The 19,052-nt window shown below is 61.1% G+C and carries 18 protein-coding genes; 7 read left to right on the top strand and 11 right to left on the bottom strand.

Annotated features, from left to right (window positions below):
• Positions 1-48 precede the first annotated feature (48 nt).
• Genes ACO079_RS13200 through petA form a run of 6 tightly spaced genes read right to left on the bottom strand, consistent with a single transcriptional unit; the run spans position 49 to position 4,869 of the window.
• Positions 49-771, bottom strand: coding sequence for a hypothetical protein (locus tag ACO079_RS13200; RefSeq protein ID WP_421790699.1), 723 nt, complete (start codon positions 769-771; stop codon positions 49-51).
• A 39-nt stretch (positions 772-810) separates the two neighbouring features.
• Positions 811-1,683, bottom strand: a complete 873-nt coding sequence (locus ACO079_RS13195; protein WP_421790698.1) for an S-methyl-5'-thioadenosine phosphorylase — start codon at positions 1,681-1,683, stop codon at positions 811-813.
• Positions 1,683-2,129 carry a hypothetical protein gene (locus ACO079_RS13190; protein ID WP_421790697.1) on the bottom strand — a complete coding sequence of 149 codons (447 nt, stop codon included), beginning with the start codon at positions 2,127-2,129 and terminating at the stop codon, positions 1,683-1,685. The genes ACO079_RS13195 and ACO079_RS13190 overlap by 1 nt, the downstream gene beginning before the upstream one ends.
• Positions 2,130-2,132: 3 nt before the next feature.
• Entirely contained in the window at positions 2,133-2,960 is an 828-nt protein-coding gene (locus ACO079_RS13185) for a cytochrome c1 (RefSeq protein WP_421790696.1), read from the bottom strand.
• A gap of 14 nt (positions 2,961-2,974) precedes the next feature.
• Positions 2,975-4,264 carry a cytochrome b gene (locus ACO079_RS13180; RefSeq protein ID WP_421790695.1) on the bottom strand — a complete coding sequence of 430 codons (1,290 nt, stop codon included), beginning with the start codon at positions 4,262-4,264 and terminating at the stop codon, positions 2,975-2,977.
• Positions 4,261-4,869, bottom strand: coding sequence for a ubiquinol-cytochrome c reductase iron-sulfur subunit (gene petA / locus ACO079_RS13175; protein WP_421790694.1), 609 nt, complete (start codon positions 4,867-4,869; stop codon positions 4,261-4,263). The genes ACO079_RS13180 and petA overlap by 4 nt, the downstream gene beginning before the upstream one ends.
• Before the next feature lie 167 nt (positions 4,870-5,036).
• Here petA and ACO079_RS13170 point away from each other — a divergent pair, with 167 nt between their 5' ends.
• The gene (locus tag ACO079_RS13170) at positions 5,037-5,477 is read left to right on the top strand and encodes a tRNA (cytidine(34)-2'-O)-methyltransferase (RefSeq protein WP_421790693.1); all 441 of its coding nucleotides are present in this window, start codon (positions 5,037-5,039) and stop codon (positions 5,475-5,477) included.
• A gap of 1 nt (position 5,478) precedes the next feature.
• Here ACO079_RS13170 and ACO079_RS13165 read toward each other — a convergent pair whose 3' ends face one another.
• The gene (locus ACO079_RS13165) at positions 5,479-6,339 is read right to left on the bottom strand and encodes a hypothetical protein (RefSeq protein WP_421790692.1); all 861 of its coding nucleotides are present in this window, start codon (positions 6,337-6,339) and stop codon (positions 5,479-5,481) included.
• 134 nt (positions 6,340-6,473) lie between these two features.
• Here ACO079_RS13165 and hemF point away from each other — a divergent pair, with 134 nt between their 5' ends.
• On the top strand, positions 6,474-7,373 hold the full coding sequence (hemF, locus tag ACO079_RS13160; protein WP_421790691.1) for an oxygen-dependent coproporphyrinogen oxidase: 900 nt from the start codon (positions 6,474-6,476) through the stop codon (positions 7,371-7,373).
• 470 nt (positions 7,374-7,843) lie between these two features.
• Here hemF and ACO079_RS13155 read toward each other — a convergent pair whose 3' ends face one another.
• From ACO079_RS13155 to ACO079_RS13140, 4 genes are read right to left on the bottom strand one after another with little or no spacing between them, the layout of a single operon-like run.
• Complete coding sequence (locus ACO079_RS13155; protein WP_421790690.1) at positions 7,844-9,046, bottom strand: CCA tRNA nucleotidyltransferase; 1,203 nt, start codon at positions 9,044-9,046, stop codon at positions 7,844-7,846.
• Entirely contained in the window at positions 9,021-9,416 is a 396-nt protein-coding gene (locus ACO079_RS13150; protein ID WP_421790689.1) for a DUF6111 family protein, read from the bottom strand. Before ACO079_RS13150 ends, ACO079_RS13155 begins: the two co-directional genes overlap by 26 nt.
• Complete coding sequence (locus ACO079_RS13145; RefSeq protein WP_421790688.1) at positions 9,404-10,033, bottom strand: CoA pyrophosphatase; 630 nt, start codon at positions 10,031-10,033, stop codon at positions 9,404-9,406. Before ACO079_RS13145 ends, ACO079_RS13150 begins: the two co-directional genes overlap by 13 nt.
• Positions 10,030-10,608, bottom strand: a complete 579-nt coding sequence (locus tag ACO079_RS13140; RefSeq protein WP_421790687.1) for a DUF1285 domain-containing protein — start codon at positions 10,606-10,608, stop codon at positions 10,030-10,032. Before ACO079_RS13140 ends, ACO079_RS13145 begins: the two co-directional genes overlap by 4 nt.
• A 239-nt stretch (positions 10,609-10,847) precedes the next feature.
• Between ACO079_RS13140 and ACO079_RS13135 the strand changes: the two genes are divergently transcribed.
• The 5 genes from ACO079_RS13135 to ACO079_RS13115 are packed head-to-tail and all read left to right on the top strand — an operon-like array spanning position 10,848 to position 18,935.
• Positions 10,848-11,822, top strand: coding sequence for an AAA family ATPase (locus ACO079_RS13135; RefSeq protein ID WP_421792966.1), 975 nt, complete (start codon positions 10,848-10,850; stop codon positions 11,820-11,822).
• 15 nt (positions 11,823-11,837) lie between these two features.
• Entirely contained in the window at positions 11,838-12,734 is an 897-nt protein-coding gene (locus ACO079_RS13130) for a DUF58 domain-containing protein (protein ID WP_421790686.1), read from the top strand.
• Position 12,735: 1 nt separating this feature from the next.
• Positions 12,736-15,465 carry a DUF4159 domain-containing protein gene (locus tag ACO079_RS13125; RefSeq protein ID WP_421790685.1) on the top strand — a complete coding sequence of 910 codons (2,730 nt, stop codon included), beginning with the start codon at positions 12,736-12,738 and terminating at the stop codon, positions 15,463-15,465.
• Entirely contained in the window at positions 15,462-17,528 is a 2,067-nt protein-coding gene (locus ACO079_RS13120) for a hypothetical protein (RefSeq protein ID WP_421790684.1), read from the top strand. Before ACO079_RS13125 ends, ACO079_RS13120 begins: the two co-directional genes overlap by 4 nt.
• Positions 17,529-17,570: 42 nt before the next feature.
• Positions 17,571-18,935, top strand: coding sequence for a mechanosensitive ion channel family protein (locus ACO079_RS13115; RefSeq protein WP_421790683.1), 1,365 nt, complete (start codon positions 17,571-17,573; stop codon positions 18,933-18,935).
• The last annotated feature ends 117 nt before the right edge of the window (positions 18,936-19,052 follow it).

The raw sequence follows: 19,052 nt of genomic DNA, 5'->3' as shown, positions 1-19,052 counted from the left end.
TCTCTCAATTGCGTTCGGAGAAGGGATAGAGGCCGCGTCGCGCGGCGTCTACTCAAAGCCTGTGCTGGCCCTGCTTAATGTGCCTTCCAGAGTTGAAGAGATAAGCCCCTCATTGAACACAACCGCAATAGAGGCCCCATTAAAGCCTGTCACGCGGCCGGCATTGACGCCCACCACGGCGGGGCGGCCATTTTCGAGCGTAATCAGCGGCGCGCCCGACAGGCCATGCCGCGACCCGCAATTATGGATGCGGACACGTTCCCCGCCATCAACAATGCGGTCACTCTGGCGTAGCAGACAGTCCGTGGCGAGGTGATCCGGGCTGATGAGGGCGACATGACGCGGGCTGGTTTGCTCAGCCGCACTCCAGGCCACCGGCAGACGCCATTCCGGATGCGCGAAATCATCTGCGGTGAGGATAATCGCCCAGTCCTCAAAGGACGAATTCATGCCCGTCGGGCGGATAACCGAGATGATGTCGTGTTCTGTCCCTTCGGAATCAACAATCCAGCATTGGCGCGGGCTGGCCGAATTGTAATAGCGCACACCATGCCCGGTCGTGATGATGACCTCCGAACGACGGCTGTCGCCCCCGCCGGCCAACAGGACGCCTCGGCTGCGAGAGCCACGATTGGTCATGCCGAACCGGCAAATGACCTCTACAACAGCGGCTGTCGCATTTTCAGCCAGATAACGCGGCACAGGCGGACCATCGGCCCCTGCCGATACGCCCAAGCCGACAGCCAGCAGGATTCCGCAAACTACACGCACACACATATCCCCAACTTACACCCCCAGCAGAACGCGCCTTTATAGGATCCGGCCAGCAATGGCTTTCAGCCTTTTCACCACGTGCGGATCGCGAGAAGCGGATGGCGTGATGATCGCCGTATCCAGTCCGGTCTCGATCCCCTGTGGTGAGGACGTCCTTTCCCTATCCGACACTATTTCCGCCAGACGGGCAATTGTTTTGCGGGCCAGGTGCGAATTTTGTGCCATCACCTGCAGCACGGCAGGCACATCGACCGCAGCTTCTGTTTCATGCCAGCTGTCATAATCGGTGACCATCGCGATGGCGGCATAGGGCAGCTCGGCTTCGCGCGCGAGCCGGGCTTCAGGCATGTTGGTCATGCCGATGACATCACATCCCCAGCTGCGATAGAGCGCGCTTTCGGCGCGGGAAGAAAATTGCGGACCTTCCATGGCCAGATAGGTACCGCCGCGCGTGACGGGCGCTCCGGCCGCTTCCGAGGCCTCAGCGGCGAGGCCGGCAAGCCGGGCACAAACCGGGTCAGCCATCGAGACATGGGCCACACACCCGGTCTCGAAGAATGAGTTCACGCGCGATTTGGTGCGGTCGATATACTGATCGACGACTACAAAGCGTCCGGGCGGCAGCTCTTGCTTCAGCGAGCCGCAGGCGGAAACCGAAAGAATATCCGTACACCCCGCCATCTTCAGCGCCGCGATATTGGCGCGAAAATTGATTTCATTGGGCGGGATGACATGACCGGGGCCGTGGCGGGGCAGAAAAACCAGCTCGACGCCGTTCAGCGTTCCCTGAGTCAATTCGCCGGATGGCGCGCCCCAGGGCGTTTCCACTGCCTGTTTTCTGACGTTCTCAAGTCCGGGAAGATCATACAGTCCCGAGCCGCCAACTATGCCGAGCTTCCAATGAGACATCAGGTCAGATTCGGTGAGATGCAGCGTTCCAGCGGGCGTGTAGACCCGCCGCTGCCGATCCAGTCCTGACGGATCCAGATAAACCGGTCCGGGCTGGTCATGAACAAGACCCAGGCAACGGTTTCGCCAGCATCCGTCGTCCGCTCCTCGCCTTCATACTGGATGAAAATCCAGTTCTGTTGCACCTGCAGGATCGGCGCGACATTCGGTTCATCCATTTCCGGATATTGCGAGTAGTAAATCGTGCGATCCTCGTTCAACCAGATCCGGACCCCGCCCTCTGCACAAGATGCTGGCGATTCTTCTCCTTCGGGGACAACCCAGCCCCAGCGGCCTTCGATCACATCAAGGACATGGAAGTCGCTGGGTTGTGCGGCTGAAGCCGGAATAGAAAAAGCCGCCAGCGCAAACGCGCTAGCGGCCATTTTCCATAGACGTTGAAGCATTTTCTAGTGCTTCACATTCGCCCAGACCTGACGGTAGGCCAACCACAACAGGCCGGCAAAGATCGTCAGAAAGATCATGACGCCGAGACCCATGCGCTTGCGCTGTTCCATATGCGGTTCAGAGGCCCAAGCGAGGAAGGCCGTGACATCTTCGGCATATTGCTCCGGGGTTTCCGGCGAGCCGTCTTGATACGGGATCATGCCTTCGAACAGCTGCGGACCCATGGCGATCATGCCGCCCGGGAAGTACGGGTTGTAGTTCAGACCCGGCAGCAGTTCGACATCCTCCGGCACGTCATATTCATAGCCCAGCAGCAGGGACCGGATGTAATCCGCGCCATAGTGACGGGCTTTCACGATGACCGAAAGATCGGGCGGCAAGGCGCCGCCATTGGCGGCAGCGGCCTGACGGTCATTGGCATAGGGGCTCGGGAAATTGTCGGCCGGAATACCCGGGCGTTCGAACATGTCGCCGAAATCATCCGGCCCGTCCGTGATCATGTATTCCGCCGCGATGGCCATGACGACCGGGTTGTCGTTCGGGTTTGCGAAGCTGAGCATTTCACCTTCGTGTTCCGGATCCGGAATAAACTCGAATGGTCCGCCGGGCTGACCCAGATTGCGGAAGCTCAACAGCTCCAGCCCGTGACAGGACGCACAGACGCGCTGATAGACCAGGAAGCCGCGCTGCAGTTGGTCGTCGTCAAACCGACCGAACGGACCTTCCCAGCTCCACTCATGCTTTTCCGGGCTGTAGGCATCGCCCGCACCATCAGCAGCTGGCGCCGCCAGGGCGGAAAGGGCAGCGATTGCAACAAGAATGCGTTTCATCGTGTCTCTCCGTCCTATTCAGCGGGGGCCGCGGTGGGCGCTTTACTGCCCAGCACAGACGCCTCGATACTGACCGGCCGCTCTTTCGGTTTCTCATAGAAGCTGAGCAGCGGCAGGATGATCAGGAAGTATGCGAAATAATACGCCGTCAGGATCTGGTTCATGACCAGGAAGGTCATTGGCGTGCCCAGCACCTGATTGTCCGGGTTCACCGCACCACACCAGCCAAGGCCGAAGCAGGCGACGACAAAGCCCAGGAAGAACCAGCGGGCCAGCGGACGATAGCGCATCGACTTGACCGGCGAGCGGTCCAGCCAGGGCAGGATGAACAGAACGCCGATCGCGGCGAACATGGCAATCACGCCGCCCAGCTTGGCGTCGATGAACAGGATATCAAAGGTGATGGCCCGCAGGATTGCGTAGAAGGGAAGGAGATACCATTCCGGGACAATCTCGGCCGGCGTCACCAGCGGATTGGCCTCGATATAGTTGTCGGCATGGCCCAGCACGTTAGGTGCGTAGAACACAAAGCCGGCAAAAATCAGCAGGAACACCACAATCGCGAAGCCGTCCTTCACCGTGTAGTACGGGTGGAAGGGCAGCGTATCGCCCTTGCCCTTCACCTCGACGCCGGTCGGGTTGTTATTCCCCGGAACGTGCAGCGCCCAGACGTGAAGGATCACCAGACCCAGGATCAGGAAGGGGATGAGATAGTGCAGTGAGAAGAAGCGGTTCAGCGTGGCATTACCCACCGAGAAATCGCCCCACAGCCACTCACGGATGGCTTCACCGACGACCGGGACCGCGCCCAGCAGGTTGGTGATCACCATGGCACCCCAGTAAGACATCTGGCCCCACGGCAGGACATATCCCATGAAGGCGGCAGCCATCATCAGGATGTAAATCACCACACCGATGATCCACAACAGCTCCCGTGGCGACTTGTAAGAGCCGTAATAGAGCCCGCGGAACATGTGCAGGTAAACGGCGAGGAAGAACATCGACGCGCCGTTGGAGTGCAGATAGCGGACCAGCCAGCCATAATTCACGTCGCGCATGATGCGTTCGACACTGGCGAACGCCATGTCTTCATGCGGCACATAGTGCATGGCCAGCACAACACCGGTCAGGATCTGGGCCACCAGAATGACCGCCAGAATGCCGCCGAACGTGTACCAGTAGTTCAAATTCCGCGGCGTCGGGAAATCGACAAAGCTGTCATATCCGAGACGGACGATCGGCAGACGCGCGTCCAGCCACTTTTCAAAACCGGTTTTCGGTTCATAGGTCGACTGATGGCTCATGCGACGCTCCATCCGGCTACAGCAACTTCTTCCGGGCTGGCACCCAGCTTCACGATGCCGCCGTCTTCAAAGATGTAGGCCGGGACCGGCAGATTTTCCGGTGCCGGGCCGCGGCGGATACGCGCAGACGTATCATAGTGCGAACCGTGGCAGGGGCAGAACCAGGCATTGAACTCACCGCCACTGCCCGTGGTCGGGTTGCTCGGCACACAGCCAAGGTGCGTACAATTGCCTTTCACGATCAGGTATTCCGGGTTCAGCACCCGGTTCGCATCGATCGCGGACGCGCTGTCCGGCAGGTTTTCGTTACGGGCCAGATCATCTTTCAGCTCTTCCAGCGGCGTGTTTTGCGCCTCGGCGATCTGTTCCGGCGTGCGCCGGCGGATGAAGACCGGGCCACCGCGATACATGACGGTGATTTCCTGGCCTACCTGGATGCCGGAAATGTCCTGACGGATGGAACCCAGCGCCAGCGTGTCTGCGGCCGGGTTCATTTGATCGATGAAGGGCCACAGGAACATGGCTCCGCCGACGGCAGCAGCGCCCCCGGTTGCGATATAGATAAAGTCCCGGCGTGTCGGTTCTTCTGTTGTCTGCTCAGTCACGGTCAACCTCTCGGTCTTACCTGGTTTCTCCCCGCAAGGTGCGGTCATTTTCGGTTGGATGCGGATCTAGTCTTCCGACTGTCCCCCTCCAGGTATATCGATGCATAACGAAGGGCGAGGCGGCATCACGCCGCATCCCTCCCGATCAATGGTGAGCGCGGCATAGAATGAGGCTGATTTTTTTTCAACCAGATATTCCGCAAAATCTCGGTGCGTCGATCCGGTTGGCCGCCTGTTTCGGGGCCGGGCTGGACGTGATCGAGCCGTGTTCCTTTCCCCTGAAAGACAAGGCTTTGCGCCGCGCCGCGCTGGATTATAGGCCCCTGACAGACTATCAGCGCTATTCATCCTATGAAAAATGGCAGCAGACACGGCCACCTGGCCGCGTGATCCTGTTCACCACAAAAGGCGCGACTCCCTTGTGGAACTTTGCTTTTCAGCCCGGTGACCAGCTGATGTTCGGCCGGGAATCCGCCGGGGTACCCGATGAGGTGCACCAGAATGCCGATGAACGCGTGGTGATTCCCATGGCGAAAGGCGCGCGATCTTTGAATGTATCGATGAGTGCCGGCATCGCGCTCGCCGAGGCGATGCGTCAGCTGGCCTGACTTACTCCTGCGTCAGGGCGAAAAACGCCCGCATCGCCATTTCCGGATCGCGCTGTGATTCGATGATCTCGAACATGCGCAGCAGGGTCGTGCAGTTCTGCACATACTCAGCCTCGGTGCGCGGGCGTCGCTGATTCCAATACCAGTCCTCACCCGGCGTCCGGCTGGCGCGCATAGCGGTGCCGACAGGACGCAACAGACCGTTACGCTGTTCGAAATCGATGGAAACTGCTGGCGCGGCTGGCTCGTTATAGAGTTCAACCAGCATTCCAATATATGCGCTGAAGCCCGGTATTTCATCGCGCCGCGACGCAATGACAGCTGCTGCCGGGATATCTGGCCGCACTCCATAGGCGCGGCAAAATTCCGGGTCAGCACGGTTTTCTCGAACCATGTCCCGCAGGCTTTCGAACGTGAATCGGACCGCCATATCGGAAGCGCGCGGTATCGCTTCGGCATAAGTCCGCAGTTCGAATTGCCGCAGCAGGATGATGATTTCGCGATCGACGGCCGAGTTTCCCCCTGTTTCAGACGCTTCCTGCAAGCGGGTCACAAACCCGCCCGTCTCATCCGGGAACCGGTCGAGAAAAGCATTGATCAGGGGTTCTTCGCGCAGCCGCGCTTCCAGCACGGTGCGTTCATCCGGTGCGTTCAAAGAGGCGATAAAACTCTGCGAATGCGGCAGAACCAGCGGCGTAAGAAAAACCACGCTCGCTGCCGCCGATGCAGCCCCGATTAAGACGGCAACAAGCTTTCCTGGCGCGCCCATAGGTTGGCCGATGATCAGCCCGATCATCAGGCCGAGCCCCCCGCCGAGAACGCCCAGCGCAATCTGTGTAGCGAGTTCCGGATTGTCGAACATGCCTCTTCCCAAAGGTTGCGATCCGCCTCGGATAAAACTTGCGCGTCTTCGCCTGCGGCGCAACGCCCCATACAACCGCAATCAAAGTAGGGTTTTATTGCGGGCAAATATCCCGCACCAAGGAAAACTGCGAAATGCTCGACAATCCGGAGACCACCACGATGCCGCTGGACACAGAAAAAGCCAAAGCCCGCGAGTGGTTTGAACATTTGCGCGATATGATCTGCGCGGAGTTTGAAAAACTGGAGAACGAAGCCCCGGCTGATCTTTACCCCGGCGAGCGCGGCCGGTTCGAGCGTGATATCTGGTCGCGCGGTGATGGCTCGAAAGATGAGGGCGGCGGCGTGGCCGCCATCATGCGCGGGCGGCTTTTTGAAAAAGTCGGCGTGCATTGTTCGACCGTGCATGGCGAGTTTTCACCGCAATTTGCCAAGGAAATTCCCGGCGCGGCGGAAGATCCGCGTTTCTGGGCGTCCGGTATTTCTCTGATCGCCCATATGCGAAATCCGCACGTCCCCGCCACGCATATGAATACGCGCTTTATCGTGACCACAAAGGGTTGGTTTGGCGGCGGCATGGATCTCAACCCGACGCAGGATTATCAGCGCAAGAAGGATTTCGAGGACGCCATTTCCTTCTGCGGTGCGGCCAAGGCCGCCTGCGATAAACATGGCGATGATTTCTATGAGCGCTTTGATAAATGGTGCGAAGAATATTTCTGGCTGCCGCACCGCAATGAGCCACGCGGCGTCGGCGGGATTTTCTACGACCGCCACGACACGGGCGACTGGCAGGCCGATTTCGACTTTACGAAAGATGTCGGCCGGGCCTTCCTGGAAGCCTATCCGGCCATCATCCGCAAACGCATGGCAACACCGTGGACGGATGAGGACCGCGAGGAACAACTGATCCGCCGCGGACAATATGCCGAGTTCAACCTGCTCTATGACCGGGGCACGAAATTCGGCCTGCAGACCGGCGGGAATGTGAACTCCATCCTGTCGTCCATGCCACCCGAAGCGAAATGGCCATAGCCTCTCTCCCAATTTGATCGGCGATTACCGGGGCCCTCGGACTTGATCCGGGGGTCCATCATATTTGAGAGATGGCTGCCCGGGTCGAGCCCGGGCAACCCGGTTTTTTTTGTGCTTCGAAGCTTTCCTGACGGAAAGCACTTCAGCATGAGATGTTTTTTTACTCGTCATCCCGGAAAGGCTTCAGCCATGTCCGGGACCCATGCCGGAACTTCAAAATCGCAGCATGGGTTCCGGGCGCTCGCTTTTCGCTCGCCCCGGAATGACGAAAAATATTAAAACCTCATCCTGAGGAGCTTGCGAAAGCGAGCCTCGAAGGAGGGCTCCAGAACACCTGGATCATTTCTAGAACCCCTCACCCTCAAAAGCCGCCCATTACAATGGCCGCCTTCCTCTTCCCTCTCCCCTTTGAAAGGGGAGAGGGTAAGGACGCGAATTCGCGCAGCGATAAGCGTTCCGGGTGAGGGGGTTCAGAGCCGACCTAACAGAGTGTGTTTGTCGAGCCGGAAGCGGCTCTCGATCCATTCTTCTTCCAGCCGACGAAGTAGCTGACCCATTTCCGGGCCAGCGGATAGTCCGCGTTTCTTGAGATCTGCACCCGTCACGGGAAACTCCGGTGCGGCAAAAGACAGGACATGGCCGATCGCGCCGCCCCAGCCTTCAGGTGGCTCACGCGTTTCGGCGAAGAGAAGAAAAAGCTGATCCGCGATGGCTTGATTGCCATGGCGGTAGACGAGCTTTTCCAGTTCGGCGCGCGTTGGCCACTTCGCTTCTATTTCTCTCGACAAACCTCCATCCGCCAGCTTGCGCAGACGGCCCGCTTCTTCATTCGAAAGTTTCAGTTTGCGAATCTGGCCCACGCCTCGATCCGGCAACAAGGCCGCCAGCCGCAGCAGCGGCTCATCGCCCCCCAGCTCAATCAGGCGGGACAGGCGGGTAATCTTAAGCTCAGTGCCGTAGAGTGCCTGCGCCACGCCAGCTTCGGCCATCAACTCAATAGCGCGCGCAGGGTCCGGGGCCGCGAGCAGCTTCTTGGTTTCCATCCAGATGCGTTCTGCGGAAAGCTGTGAGAGCCCATCGGTCATGGCCGCACAGGCGGCCAGCCCGGCCGCATCCGGTTCGCCTTTCCCATACCACGCAAAGAAGCGGAAAAAGCGCAGGATACGCAGATAGTCCTCGGCGATCCGGTCTTCCGGCTTTCCGATGAAAACAATGCGGCGATCAGGTATATCTTTCAGCCCGCCGACGAGATCGAGAATTTCACCCTCTTCGTTCGCGTAGAGCGCATTGATAGTGAAATCGCGCCGGGCGGCGTCCTCTGCCCAGTCTGTGGTGAAGGCGACGGTGGCCCGGCGGCCATCGGTGGAAACATCCCGGCGTAGCGTGGTCACTTCAAACGGTTGATGATTGGCGACCGCGGTGATCGTGCCGTGTGCAAGGCCTGTCGGGTGAACCGCGATGCCTGCTGCTTCCAGCGCTGCTGCGGCGGCGTCAGGTTCCAGGACGGTGGCGATATCAATGTCCGCCACCGGCTCACCCAGCAGCGCATTCCGGACGCATCCTCCCACAAAGCGCGAACCGCCGGGCGCGGCTGTTTCCAGCGCATTCATCACCCGCCGCGTGGCGGGCGCGGTCATCCAGTCATGGTCAGCGGGGTTGAGGCGAGCCGTCATCGGTGTTCCCGCCGCCATCATCCTCTTCGCCCTGGGTTGCGCCGGTATAGTCGGACTGTTCGCCGAAATTGCGGGTATCACCGCGCTGCTCTTCGGTCGGGTTGTCATTGAATTCGGCACGTTCAATGCCGCCTTCACCGAGGCGCGGCGGCACATAGGTGGTATGTTCAGAATCGCCGGAATGCGAAAACAGAACCAGTGCAACGAATCCACCTGCGGCCAGAAAACCGCCAATCGCTGACAGGATAAGAACGGGCGCCGGTTTGTGATCCACGACCTCGGCTGTCGCCTGCATGGACAGCCGCCACAGCGCAAACAGGATGAAGGGCGTGGCAAAAAGCAGGATTTCAATGAGGGCTAGTCGCGCCATTCTACGTCTCCGAACAAGCGGTCATGCAGGGCTTTAAGCATGCCAGCGGTTGCCCCCCAGATATAGCGGTCTTCATACGGCATCGCCCAGAACCGGCGAACCTGTCCTCGAAATTCTCTCTCATGACGCTCATGATTGGACGCATCCATCAGAAAATCAAAGGGGGTTTCGAAGACCTCGGATACCTCTTGATGATCCGGCGTGACCGTGTAACCGGGTTTAATCACCCCCACGAAGGGTGTTACCTGAAAAGCTGTGACCGTCTCGTAGGGGTCAAAACAGCCAAGAATTTCAATATATTCAGGATCGATGCCGATTTCTTCCTGTGTCTCGCGCAAGGCGGTTTCGGTCAGGCTCTCACCCGGTTCGCGCCGCCCTCCAGGAAATGAGATTTGCCCGGCATGTTTTGTCAGATGCTCAGCGCGCAGCGTGAACAGAAAGCGCGGCGGGCCGCCATGCAGAATCAGAGGGGCCAGTACGGCCGCCTGTTTCAGCGGACGCCCGCTGGGAGCCGAATAACCATTGAGATCGCCGTCACCCCTGGCCGGCTGGTGCGCGGGGCGTTCCGGGTGATCGAGCCTGGCGTCCATCAATTCAAGGATGGTCTTGGGTGTCATTCGGCGCGTCCCAGCTCGAACTCCACCCCTCTCGACGTGACAAAGAGGCGCTTCTCGCCGTTTTCCTCGCGAATTTCGGCGGCCCCGACCAATTCATAGAAAGCCGCACGGTTGATCAGCGCTTCCAACCGTCCGCGGATCAGGATGAAGGGTTCCGGCTCGCCCGTTGCTGGATCAATCTCGACGCGGAGAGGATGATCCGGGCCGGCCGCCACGACCTCGCCGAGATTGGTCGTGAACACGAGCACCGGCTCGCCCTTCTCCTCAGTCCGGTCGACGCGGATCGCCACAAAGGGCGCGGCCTCGACCTGCACCGCCTGTTTTTCGACCGGCGTCACAAGATAATGAACGCCATCGTCATCTTTTCGCAAGATTCGGGCAAACAGCTTTACCAGACGCTCGCGGGTAATGCGCCGCCCTTCATGCCACCAGCTGCCATCGCGGCGGATGACCAGATCCATAGTGTCGCAATGGGTGGGATTCCACGTCTCGACCGGCGGAAATCCCTCGCCAGCGGATTCCGCTGCCTTTAACAGGGACTGCATCATGTCTTCAGTTGTATGGTCGACAGGCATGGACACTCCGTTGGCGCGCCGTCATTCTTCACAAATTGACGTGACCGGGCAATCGGACGCGCTAGTCTTACATCAGCTTACAAGCAGGATTTAGGGAGAGTACCTTGGCGAGAAAACCGGCCAGCCCCGCAAAAAAGACCGCAAGCGCCGCCCGCAAGACGACGGCGGCGGCCAAAAAGCCTGCTGCCAAACGCGCGCCGCGGAAAACGGCGGCAGCCAAAAAAGACTCCCTGGCGACGATGGATATCGTGAAAGCCGCCGATATCGCCGCCGACCGTCTGGCCGCGACCCGCGCCTCGATCGCAAAAGTGATCTACGGCCTGGAAGATCAAGTGGAGCTTTGCCTCGCCGCCATCCTGTCGGGCGGTCATGCCCTGCTGGTGGGCGCGCCCGGTCTGGCCAAGACGCGCCTTGTTGACACGCTGGCGATCGCCACGGGTCTGGATACCAAGCGGATCCAGTTCACGCCGGATCTGATGCCGGCCGATATTCTCGGCTCTGAAGTGCTGGAAGAAAGCAAGGCCGGCAAGCGCTCCTTCCGCTTCATTCCCGGGCCGGTGTTCTGCCGCCTCTTGATGGCGGACGAGATCAACCGTGCCAGCCCGCGCACGCAGGCCGCCTTGCTGCAGGCCATGCAGGAGCGGTTCGTGACCGTGGCGGGCGAGCGTCATGATCTGCCCGCACCGTTCCATGTGCTGGCGACGCAAAACCCGATCGAGCAGGAAGGCACCTATCCGCTTCCTGAGGCCCAGCTCGATCGCTTCTTGCTTCGCGTCGACATTCCTTATCCGGAACGCGGCGACGAACGGGATATCCTGCTGGCGACAACCGGGTCCTCTGAAGGTGAGGCGGAAGTCGTTCTGTCCCCTGAAGAGATTATCGATTTGCAGGCGCTGGTTCGCCGCATGCCGGTTGGCGAGAAAGTCGTCGAAGCCATCCTTGATCTGGTGCACCTCGCCCGCCCGGATGAAAGCGACGACAAGGACGTTCAGCATGGCGTGTCCTGGGGTCCGGGGCCGCGTGCCGGTCAGGCCTTGATGCTGGCCTGCCGCGCCCGCGCGCTGTTGCAGGGACGATTGGCCCCGTCGACCGAAGATGTGGCGGCACTTGCCGAGCCGGTATTGAAGCACCGTATGGCACTATCTTTTGCGGCCCGCGCCGATGGTCTGACGCTGGAATCCCTGATTTCCCGCCTTGCTGCGAAAGCCGCCTAAAGGAAACCCGCGCCCATGCGCTCGCCCTTTGCCCGCGATAAAACCAAACGCGCCGTCGAGCTCCGCCAGGCTGGCGAAGCTGTTTCTGCGCCTTTTGGTGAGCTGGTGGCCGAGGCCGAGCGGATCGCCAGCAGCGTGGTGATGGGCGTACATGGCCAGCGCAAGCGCGGGCTGGGTGAGACGTTCTGGGAATACCGTCATCACCGCGCCGAAGATGGCGCGGCCGCTGTCGACTGGCGAATGTCGGCGAAATCCACGGATCTCTATGTCCGCGAAAACGAGCAGGAGGCCGCCAACACCGTCTGGCTCTGGCGCGATGGGTCGGCGACAATGGATTTCGGCTCCGCGCGGGATCTACCGCTGAAAAAGGATCGGGCCGCGGTGTGCATGATCGCCATGGCCGCGCTTTTAAGCCGCGGCGGGGAACGCATTGCCGCCCTGGGCGAAAGCTCCCGCGCCCGCGGTGGCGAGCTGGGGCTGGAGCGGGTCTCGTTGCGATTGGCGACCGGTGAAGGCAGCCTGTCCTCGGTGGAAGCCGCGCCAATTTTCAAATATGGCCGGGTCATATTGGCCAGTGATTTTCTCGATCCGATTGAGACCTGGCGCGCACGCCTGTCGCGCTATGCGGCCTTGCAAGCGGGTGGCGCGCTCCTGCGGATCATTGATCCCATGGAGGAAGATTTTCCGTTCAAAGGCCGCACACGGTTTGAAGCCGTCGATGAAGCCGAAACGCTGTTATTCGGCCGGGCGGAAGAGGCGCGCAAATCCTACCGCGCGCGCTGGGCAGATCACGGCGCGCGGCTAGCGGATCTGGCACGGTCCTATGGCTGGACGCTGGTAACCCATCGCACGGACCGCCCTGCCACACAGGCCGTGCTGGCGCTATATCGCGCATTGGCGAGGGAGGTCTGAGATGTTTGCGCTTGGTCCGCTCGCCTTTGCCGCGCCGCTGGCCCTTCTGGGCCTGCTGACCCTTCCGATTCTCTGGCGCCTGTTGCGCGCGACTCCGCCGCCGCCCAAGCGGGCGATTTTTCCGCCCTTGCGCCTACTCAAGGATTCTCCGGATGATGCGGAAACCCCGCATCACGCGCCCTGGTGGCTGATCCTGTTCCGCCTGCTGTTGGCGGCTCTGGTGATCATCGCACTGGCCCGCCCGGTCTGGCAACCGGAGCTGGAAACCGAAACCAACCGGCCCTTGCTGATCGTGATGGATAATGGCTGGGGCTCGGCTTCAGCCTGGCGCGATATGGTGCGGGAAGCCAATTACCGGCTGGATCTGGCCGAAGAAAACGGCCGCACTGCGGCCATTGTTTTTACCGCCGATGCGACGCCGGATGCGGAACTTGTCATGGGCGATCCTGATTCCGCCCGTCAGGCATTGGAGGGCGCACAGGTCGAGCCCTGGCCGCCCAATCGCGCGCTGGCCGCTGCCCGGATCAACCAGGCCGTGGAGGATGGCAGCCTGCCCGGCGATCTTCAGTCGATCTGGATCAGCGATGGCATCGACACCGAAGGCGCACGGGCGCTGGCAGAAATTCTAGACCCGCTGGGTCCGGTGACGGGCGTATTGCCCGGTCCGGGCCGGTCGGCGCTGGCGTTGGGTGTCCCGCTGGCGACACCGAACGGGTTTGCCGTTGAGGTGCAACGTATTGATGCTGACCTGCCGCGTACGGTCTCCCTGATTGCGACGGCACAAGATGGCCGCGCTGTGGCCAGCACAGAAGTCACACTTGAAGCCAGCGTCACGCGGGCGCAAACCCATATCGAGCTACCGCTGGACTTGCGGAACCGGGTCACGGCGATCCGTATTGAAGGTCAGACATCCGCAGGCGGCACACAACTCACCGATGATGCCTGGCGGCGGCCTCGCGTGGGCGTGATTGATGCGCCGAGCGAGGATGGTCAGCCGCTTTTGTCCGACCTGCATTACATCATGCGCGCGATCGAGCCCTTCACCGAACCCCGCCGCGATGATCTCGATGCCTTGCTGGCCAATAATTCTGCGGCGTTGGTCATGGTAGATGCTGCCCGCACCGATGATCCGCGCATCCGCAGCTTTGTGGAAGGCGGCGGGTTATTAATCCGCTTTGCCGGACCGCGGCTGGCGGCCCGGACAGATGATCTTCTGCCGGTACAGCTGCGCGAAGGCGGCCGGCTGTTTGGCAGCGCGCTGTCCTGGGAAGACCCGCAACATCTCGCGCCCTTCGGCGCGGATTCGCCTTTTGCCGGATTGGCTATCCCGACCGAGGCCACCGTGTCCCGGCAAGTCCTGGCTGAACCGGGCACAGCCTCGTCCGACCGCGTATGGGCGCGGCTTGAAGATGGCACTCCGCTGGTCACCGCCATGCGTCAGGGTGAAGGCTGGGTGGTCCTCTTTCACGTAACCGCCGGGCCGGGCTGGTCGGACTTGCCGCTGACGGGGCTTTTCCCCCGCATGTTGCGCCGCGTGACCGCGCTGGCGCAGGGCGGCACAGCGACGCCGGCCCAGGCTGGTGCGTATGTGATCGACCGCGCCCTTGATGGCGATGGACGATTGTCCAACCCGCCGGTTTCAGCCCGTCCGGTCCCGGCTCAAAGCTGGGAAAACGCCATGGCCAGCCCGGTGACGCCGCCGGGGCTTTACCGGTTGGGTGCCTCCAGTGCCGCGTTGAACATCCTGCGCGCAGGTGATGAAATTACGGCCCTGCCCCGATCGCTGCCGGGTGTGACCTTTGCGAATCTGGAAGCGCCCCGCGAGATCCGCTTTGCCGGTCCGCTGCTGGCCCTCGCCCTGGCCATGCTGGTGATTGATGCGCTGATCGCGCTGGCATTGGCGGGACGTTTCCCGCGGCTGAGATTGCCGCGCGGCAATGCCGTGGCCGGCCTTCTGGCAGCGATTGGCCTCGTCTGGACGATGCCCGGCGCCGAGGCGCAGGACGCCGAATTTGCCGACAGCTTCGAGATGACCGCCGCGCTGGATTTACGCTTTGCCTATGTCGAGACCGGCAATCGCGAGATTGACGAGCGCAGCCGCGCCGGTCTTGCCGGTCTGTCGCGCGAGATCTGGCGGCGCAGCGCCATGGAGCCCGAAGCGCCCATGGCGGTGAATATCGAGCGCGACGAGCTGGTCTTTTTCCCGATCATCTACTGGCCGGTCACCAATAATGCCCTGGCCCTCTCCGATGACGCGGCTGCGCGCGTTTCCGCCTACATCCAATCGGGCGGCTTGATCATCTTTGATACGCAGGACGCGGATGTTGCGATTACCCGCGCGGGCGCGCCGCACCCGGGACTGGCCCGGCTTCTGGATGCGGTGGATGTGCCACCGCTAGCCCAGGTTGATCCCGATCATGTGCTGACCAAGTCTTTCTACCTGCTTCAGGAATTTCCGGGCCGGGTGTCCGGTGGAGCCGTCTGGGTGGAAGCCGATCCGGACGGGGCGTCCCGTGACGGGGCCTCGGGTGTGATTATCGGGTCGAATGACTGGTCTTCAGCCTGGGCGGTGGATGAAAATGGACGCGCCCTTTATCCGGTTGAAGGGGGCGAACGTCAGCGCGAAATGGCCCGGCGGTTCGGGGTCAATCTCGCCATGTATGCCCTGACCGGGAATTACAAAGCCGATCAGGTCCACATCCCCGCCTTGCTGGAAAGGCTAGGCCAATGAACGCGGCGGCCACAACTGTTGACATCGCTCCGCTGATCCCGATCTGGGCGATTGCGGCGCTTTCCAGCCTGGCCCTTCTGGCGACGCTCGCCGGGGCCGTGCGGCGGCTCAATGGCTGGCTCTGGCGCAGCCTCTCAATCCTTCTGATTGCCGCCGTACTGTTGAACCCGTCGCTGGTGGAAGAACAACGCGAAGCCCTGCCGGATATCGCGCTGGCGGTCATCGACCGGTCTGAATCCATGGATATTCCCGGCCGCAGTGAGGCCGCCGAGGCTGCGCTCGCTGATTTGCGGGCCCGGGCCGAAGTTGATCCGGAACTGGAGTTGGTCGAAGCAGAAATCGCCAATGATGCGACCGGCACTTTGGCCATCGAGGCCATGCAGGCCGCGCTGGCCGGTATTCCGCGTGACCGGCTGGCGGGCATTGTGATTGCCTCCGACGGGCGGGTGCATGACGTGCCGGAAGATGTCGACGCACTGGATATCGACGCGCCGGTCCATCACTTGATCGCCGGCAATCCGGATCAAAGCGACCGGCGGCTGGTGATCGTCGAAGCCCCTCGCTATGGCCTCGTCAACGAGCCGGTCGAATTTGTTATCCGCGTGGAAGATGAAGCGATGTCCGGCACCGCCAATCTGACCTTCCGGGTGGATGGCGGCGAACCGCAAAATGCGCGTGTTACGATCGGCAATGATACGCGGGTTACGGCATTGATCGACAACCGCGGCGCGAATGTCATCGAGATTGAAGTCGAGCCCGGCCCCGAGGAGCTTTCCCTGATCAATAACCGGGCGGCGGTTTCGGTGACCGGTGTTCGCGACCGGCTACGGGTGTTGCTGGTCACCGGCGAGCCGCATAATGGCGCGCGCACCTGGCGTGACCTTCTGAAATCCGACCCGTCGGTTGATCTGGTTCATTTCACCATTCTGCGTCCGCTGGACCGGAATGATGGCACGCCCGTAGATGAATTATCGCTGATCCCGTTTCCGACGCGCGAATTGTTCGAAGAACGGCTGACCGAGTTTGATCTGGTCATTTTCGACCGCTACCGGCGGCGCAACATCATGCCGCCGCTCTATTTCGACTATATCGCCCGCTATGTGGACAATGGCGGGGCACTTCTGGTGACGGCCGGGCCGCCCTTCGGGCAGGCCATGTCCATCTACCGCTCTCCACTTGCGGCCGTTATTCCCGCCCGGCCGACAGGTATCATTGCGACCGGGGCTTTCCGGCCGGAAGTCACCGATGCCGGATCCCGCCACCCGGTGACCGCCAATCTCGCCCCGATTGAGGGCGAGGACCCCTGGGGCGAGTGGTTCCGGCGTATTGATGCGTCTGTCCTGGGGGGAGAAACCTTGCTGGAAGCGCCCGATGGTGGACCTTTGCTGGTTCTGGCCCGTGCTGGCGGCGGACGTGCAGCAATCGTGCTGTCAGATCAAAGCTGGCTCTGGGCCCGCGGCTATCAGGGCGGTGGTCCGCATGGCGAAATGTTCCGCCGGGTCGCACACTGGCTGATGGGGGAGCCGGAACTGGATGAAGAACGCCTGTCAGCGGCCGTGTTCGACGGCGAATTGCTGGCTGAGCGCACCACGCTGGATGACGCACCTCCGCCACTGGAGCTAGAATGGCCTTCCGGCCGCACCGAAACGCTCGACATGACCGCGACCGGCGAGCCGGGACGGTTTGCCGTGACAACAGATGCCAATGAGCAGACGGGTCTTGTCCGTTTGCGCTCTGGTGATCTTACCGCAGTGGCTGCGCTCGGTCCGCTTAACCCGCTGGAATACGCCAATCTTCGCACGACAGGCGAGGTGCTGGACCCGCTGGTCGAGGCCACGGGCGGCGGCGGCTATGCGCTCGGCACCGGAGCGGCTCCTGACCTGCCCGGCATCCGCCGCACACGCGCCGGTGCGGATGCGTCCGGGCGGAACTGGTACGGGCTGGAGCGTAATGAGCGCTACATTGTCCGTGGCGCAGAGCGCTCACCGCTCTTGCCGGCCCTGCTTTTCCTTTTGCTGATTGTGGCAGCTCTGGGCTGGGGTTGGCGGCGCGAGGGCCAGTAAAGTCTCGACGAAACAAGGCGTTTGCGCCTATCGTGGCGCACCATGACCACCTCGACACCCCCTCAAGAGACTCCGCAGATCGAAGCGCCTGATCTGGAAGAGCTGGCCGATCCGGAGATCTGGCAGGATCGCCTGGACACAGTCTGGGCCTGGATTCAGTCGGAAGTCGTCAGCATTAATTTCGGCATTCAGGCGGGCTTGATCGTGGTCGGGGTCGTCCTGGCCTTTGCCTTGCGCAAACCGATCCGGTCCTTGCTCGAGCGCATTTTCAGCCTGCCCTTCCTGCGGCGGATCCGGGCGGACGCGGTGCGCTTCCTGTCCTTGATCACAGGCCCAGCGGTCGCCTGGCTGTTCCTGTCAGCCTCCTTGTTTGCATTGCAACAGCTGGAGTTCGAGTTTTTCTGGGTGAGGCTTGCGGCCAATTTGATGGGTGCCTGGGCGATCATCCGCGGGATTAGCGGCTTTATCGGCGAGCCCTTCTGGTCCCGAACTGTTGCGATTACCGGCTGGACTCTGGCCGCCATGAATATTCTTGGCTGGCTGGAACCGACCGCCAATTTCCTTGATGCGCTGGGGGTCAGCGTCGGGGGCGGACGCGTCTCGGTTCTGTCGGCAATCCAGGCGCTTGTCCTGTTAATTATATTCTACTGGCTGGCCTCGCGCGCCGCGTCGATACTGTCTGCACGGATCAACAAGTTGCCGAGCCTCAACCCGTCCGCCCGGCTGCTGATCGGCAAATCTGTTCAGGTCACGCTGCTGGCGGCGGCCTTTCTTCTGGCCCTGTCCAGCCTCGGCATTCCGCTTGGCGCATTGGCGATCTTCTCCGGTGCTGTTGGCCTGGGTATTGGTTTTGGCCTGCAGAAAATTTTCTCCAACCTGGTTTCGGGGGTCATCCTCTTGCTCGACCGGTCCATCAAGCCGGGCGATGTGATTACGCTGGAAGAAACCTATGGCCGCGTGAATTCGCTGGGGATGCGGTTTGCTTCGGTCATCACGCGTGACGGGATGGAGCACCTGATCCCGAATGAGGAGTTCATCACCACGAAAGTGATCAACTGGTCCTTCTCTGACCATGCTGTGCGGATCAAGCGCGCGATTGGCGTTGATTATTCAACCGATGTTCCCAAGGCGATGGAACTCGCCGTGGAGGCGTCCCAGACCGTGCCCCGCGTGCTGAGCTCGCCAGCACCAAAATGCCTCTTACGCGGGTTCGGAGATAATGCGATTGATCTGGAAATCCGGTTCTGGATCGCGGATCCCGGCCAGGGCGTGAATAATGTGTCCAGTGAAGTGCTGCTCGCCATCTGGAAAGCCTTCGCTGACAATGATGTCGCCTTCCCCTTCCCGCAGCGCGATATTCACTTCAAGGGCGGCAATCCGATTGATGTCCGGCTGCAGCAGGACTGATCTTAATTATGTCCAATTGAGAAACAATAAGCCGCTCAAAGTCGCATTTATTGCGTGTGCGGCCTGACCTAACTCTGCCTCCAACACAGCCACTCGGTGGCCGTCACACATTGGAGG

Origin of the sequence: Hyphobacterium sp., assembly GCF_965228115.1 — a bacterium.
GTDB lineage: Bacteria > Pseudomonadota > Alphaproteobacteria > Caulobacterales > Maricaulaceae > Hyphobacterium.
This window is presented reverse-complemented; position numbering and strand designations above follow the sequence as displayed.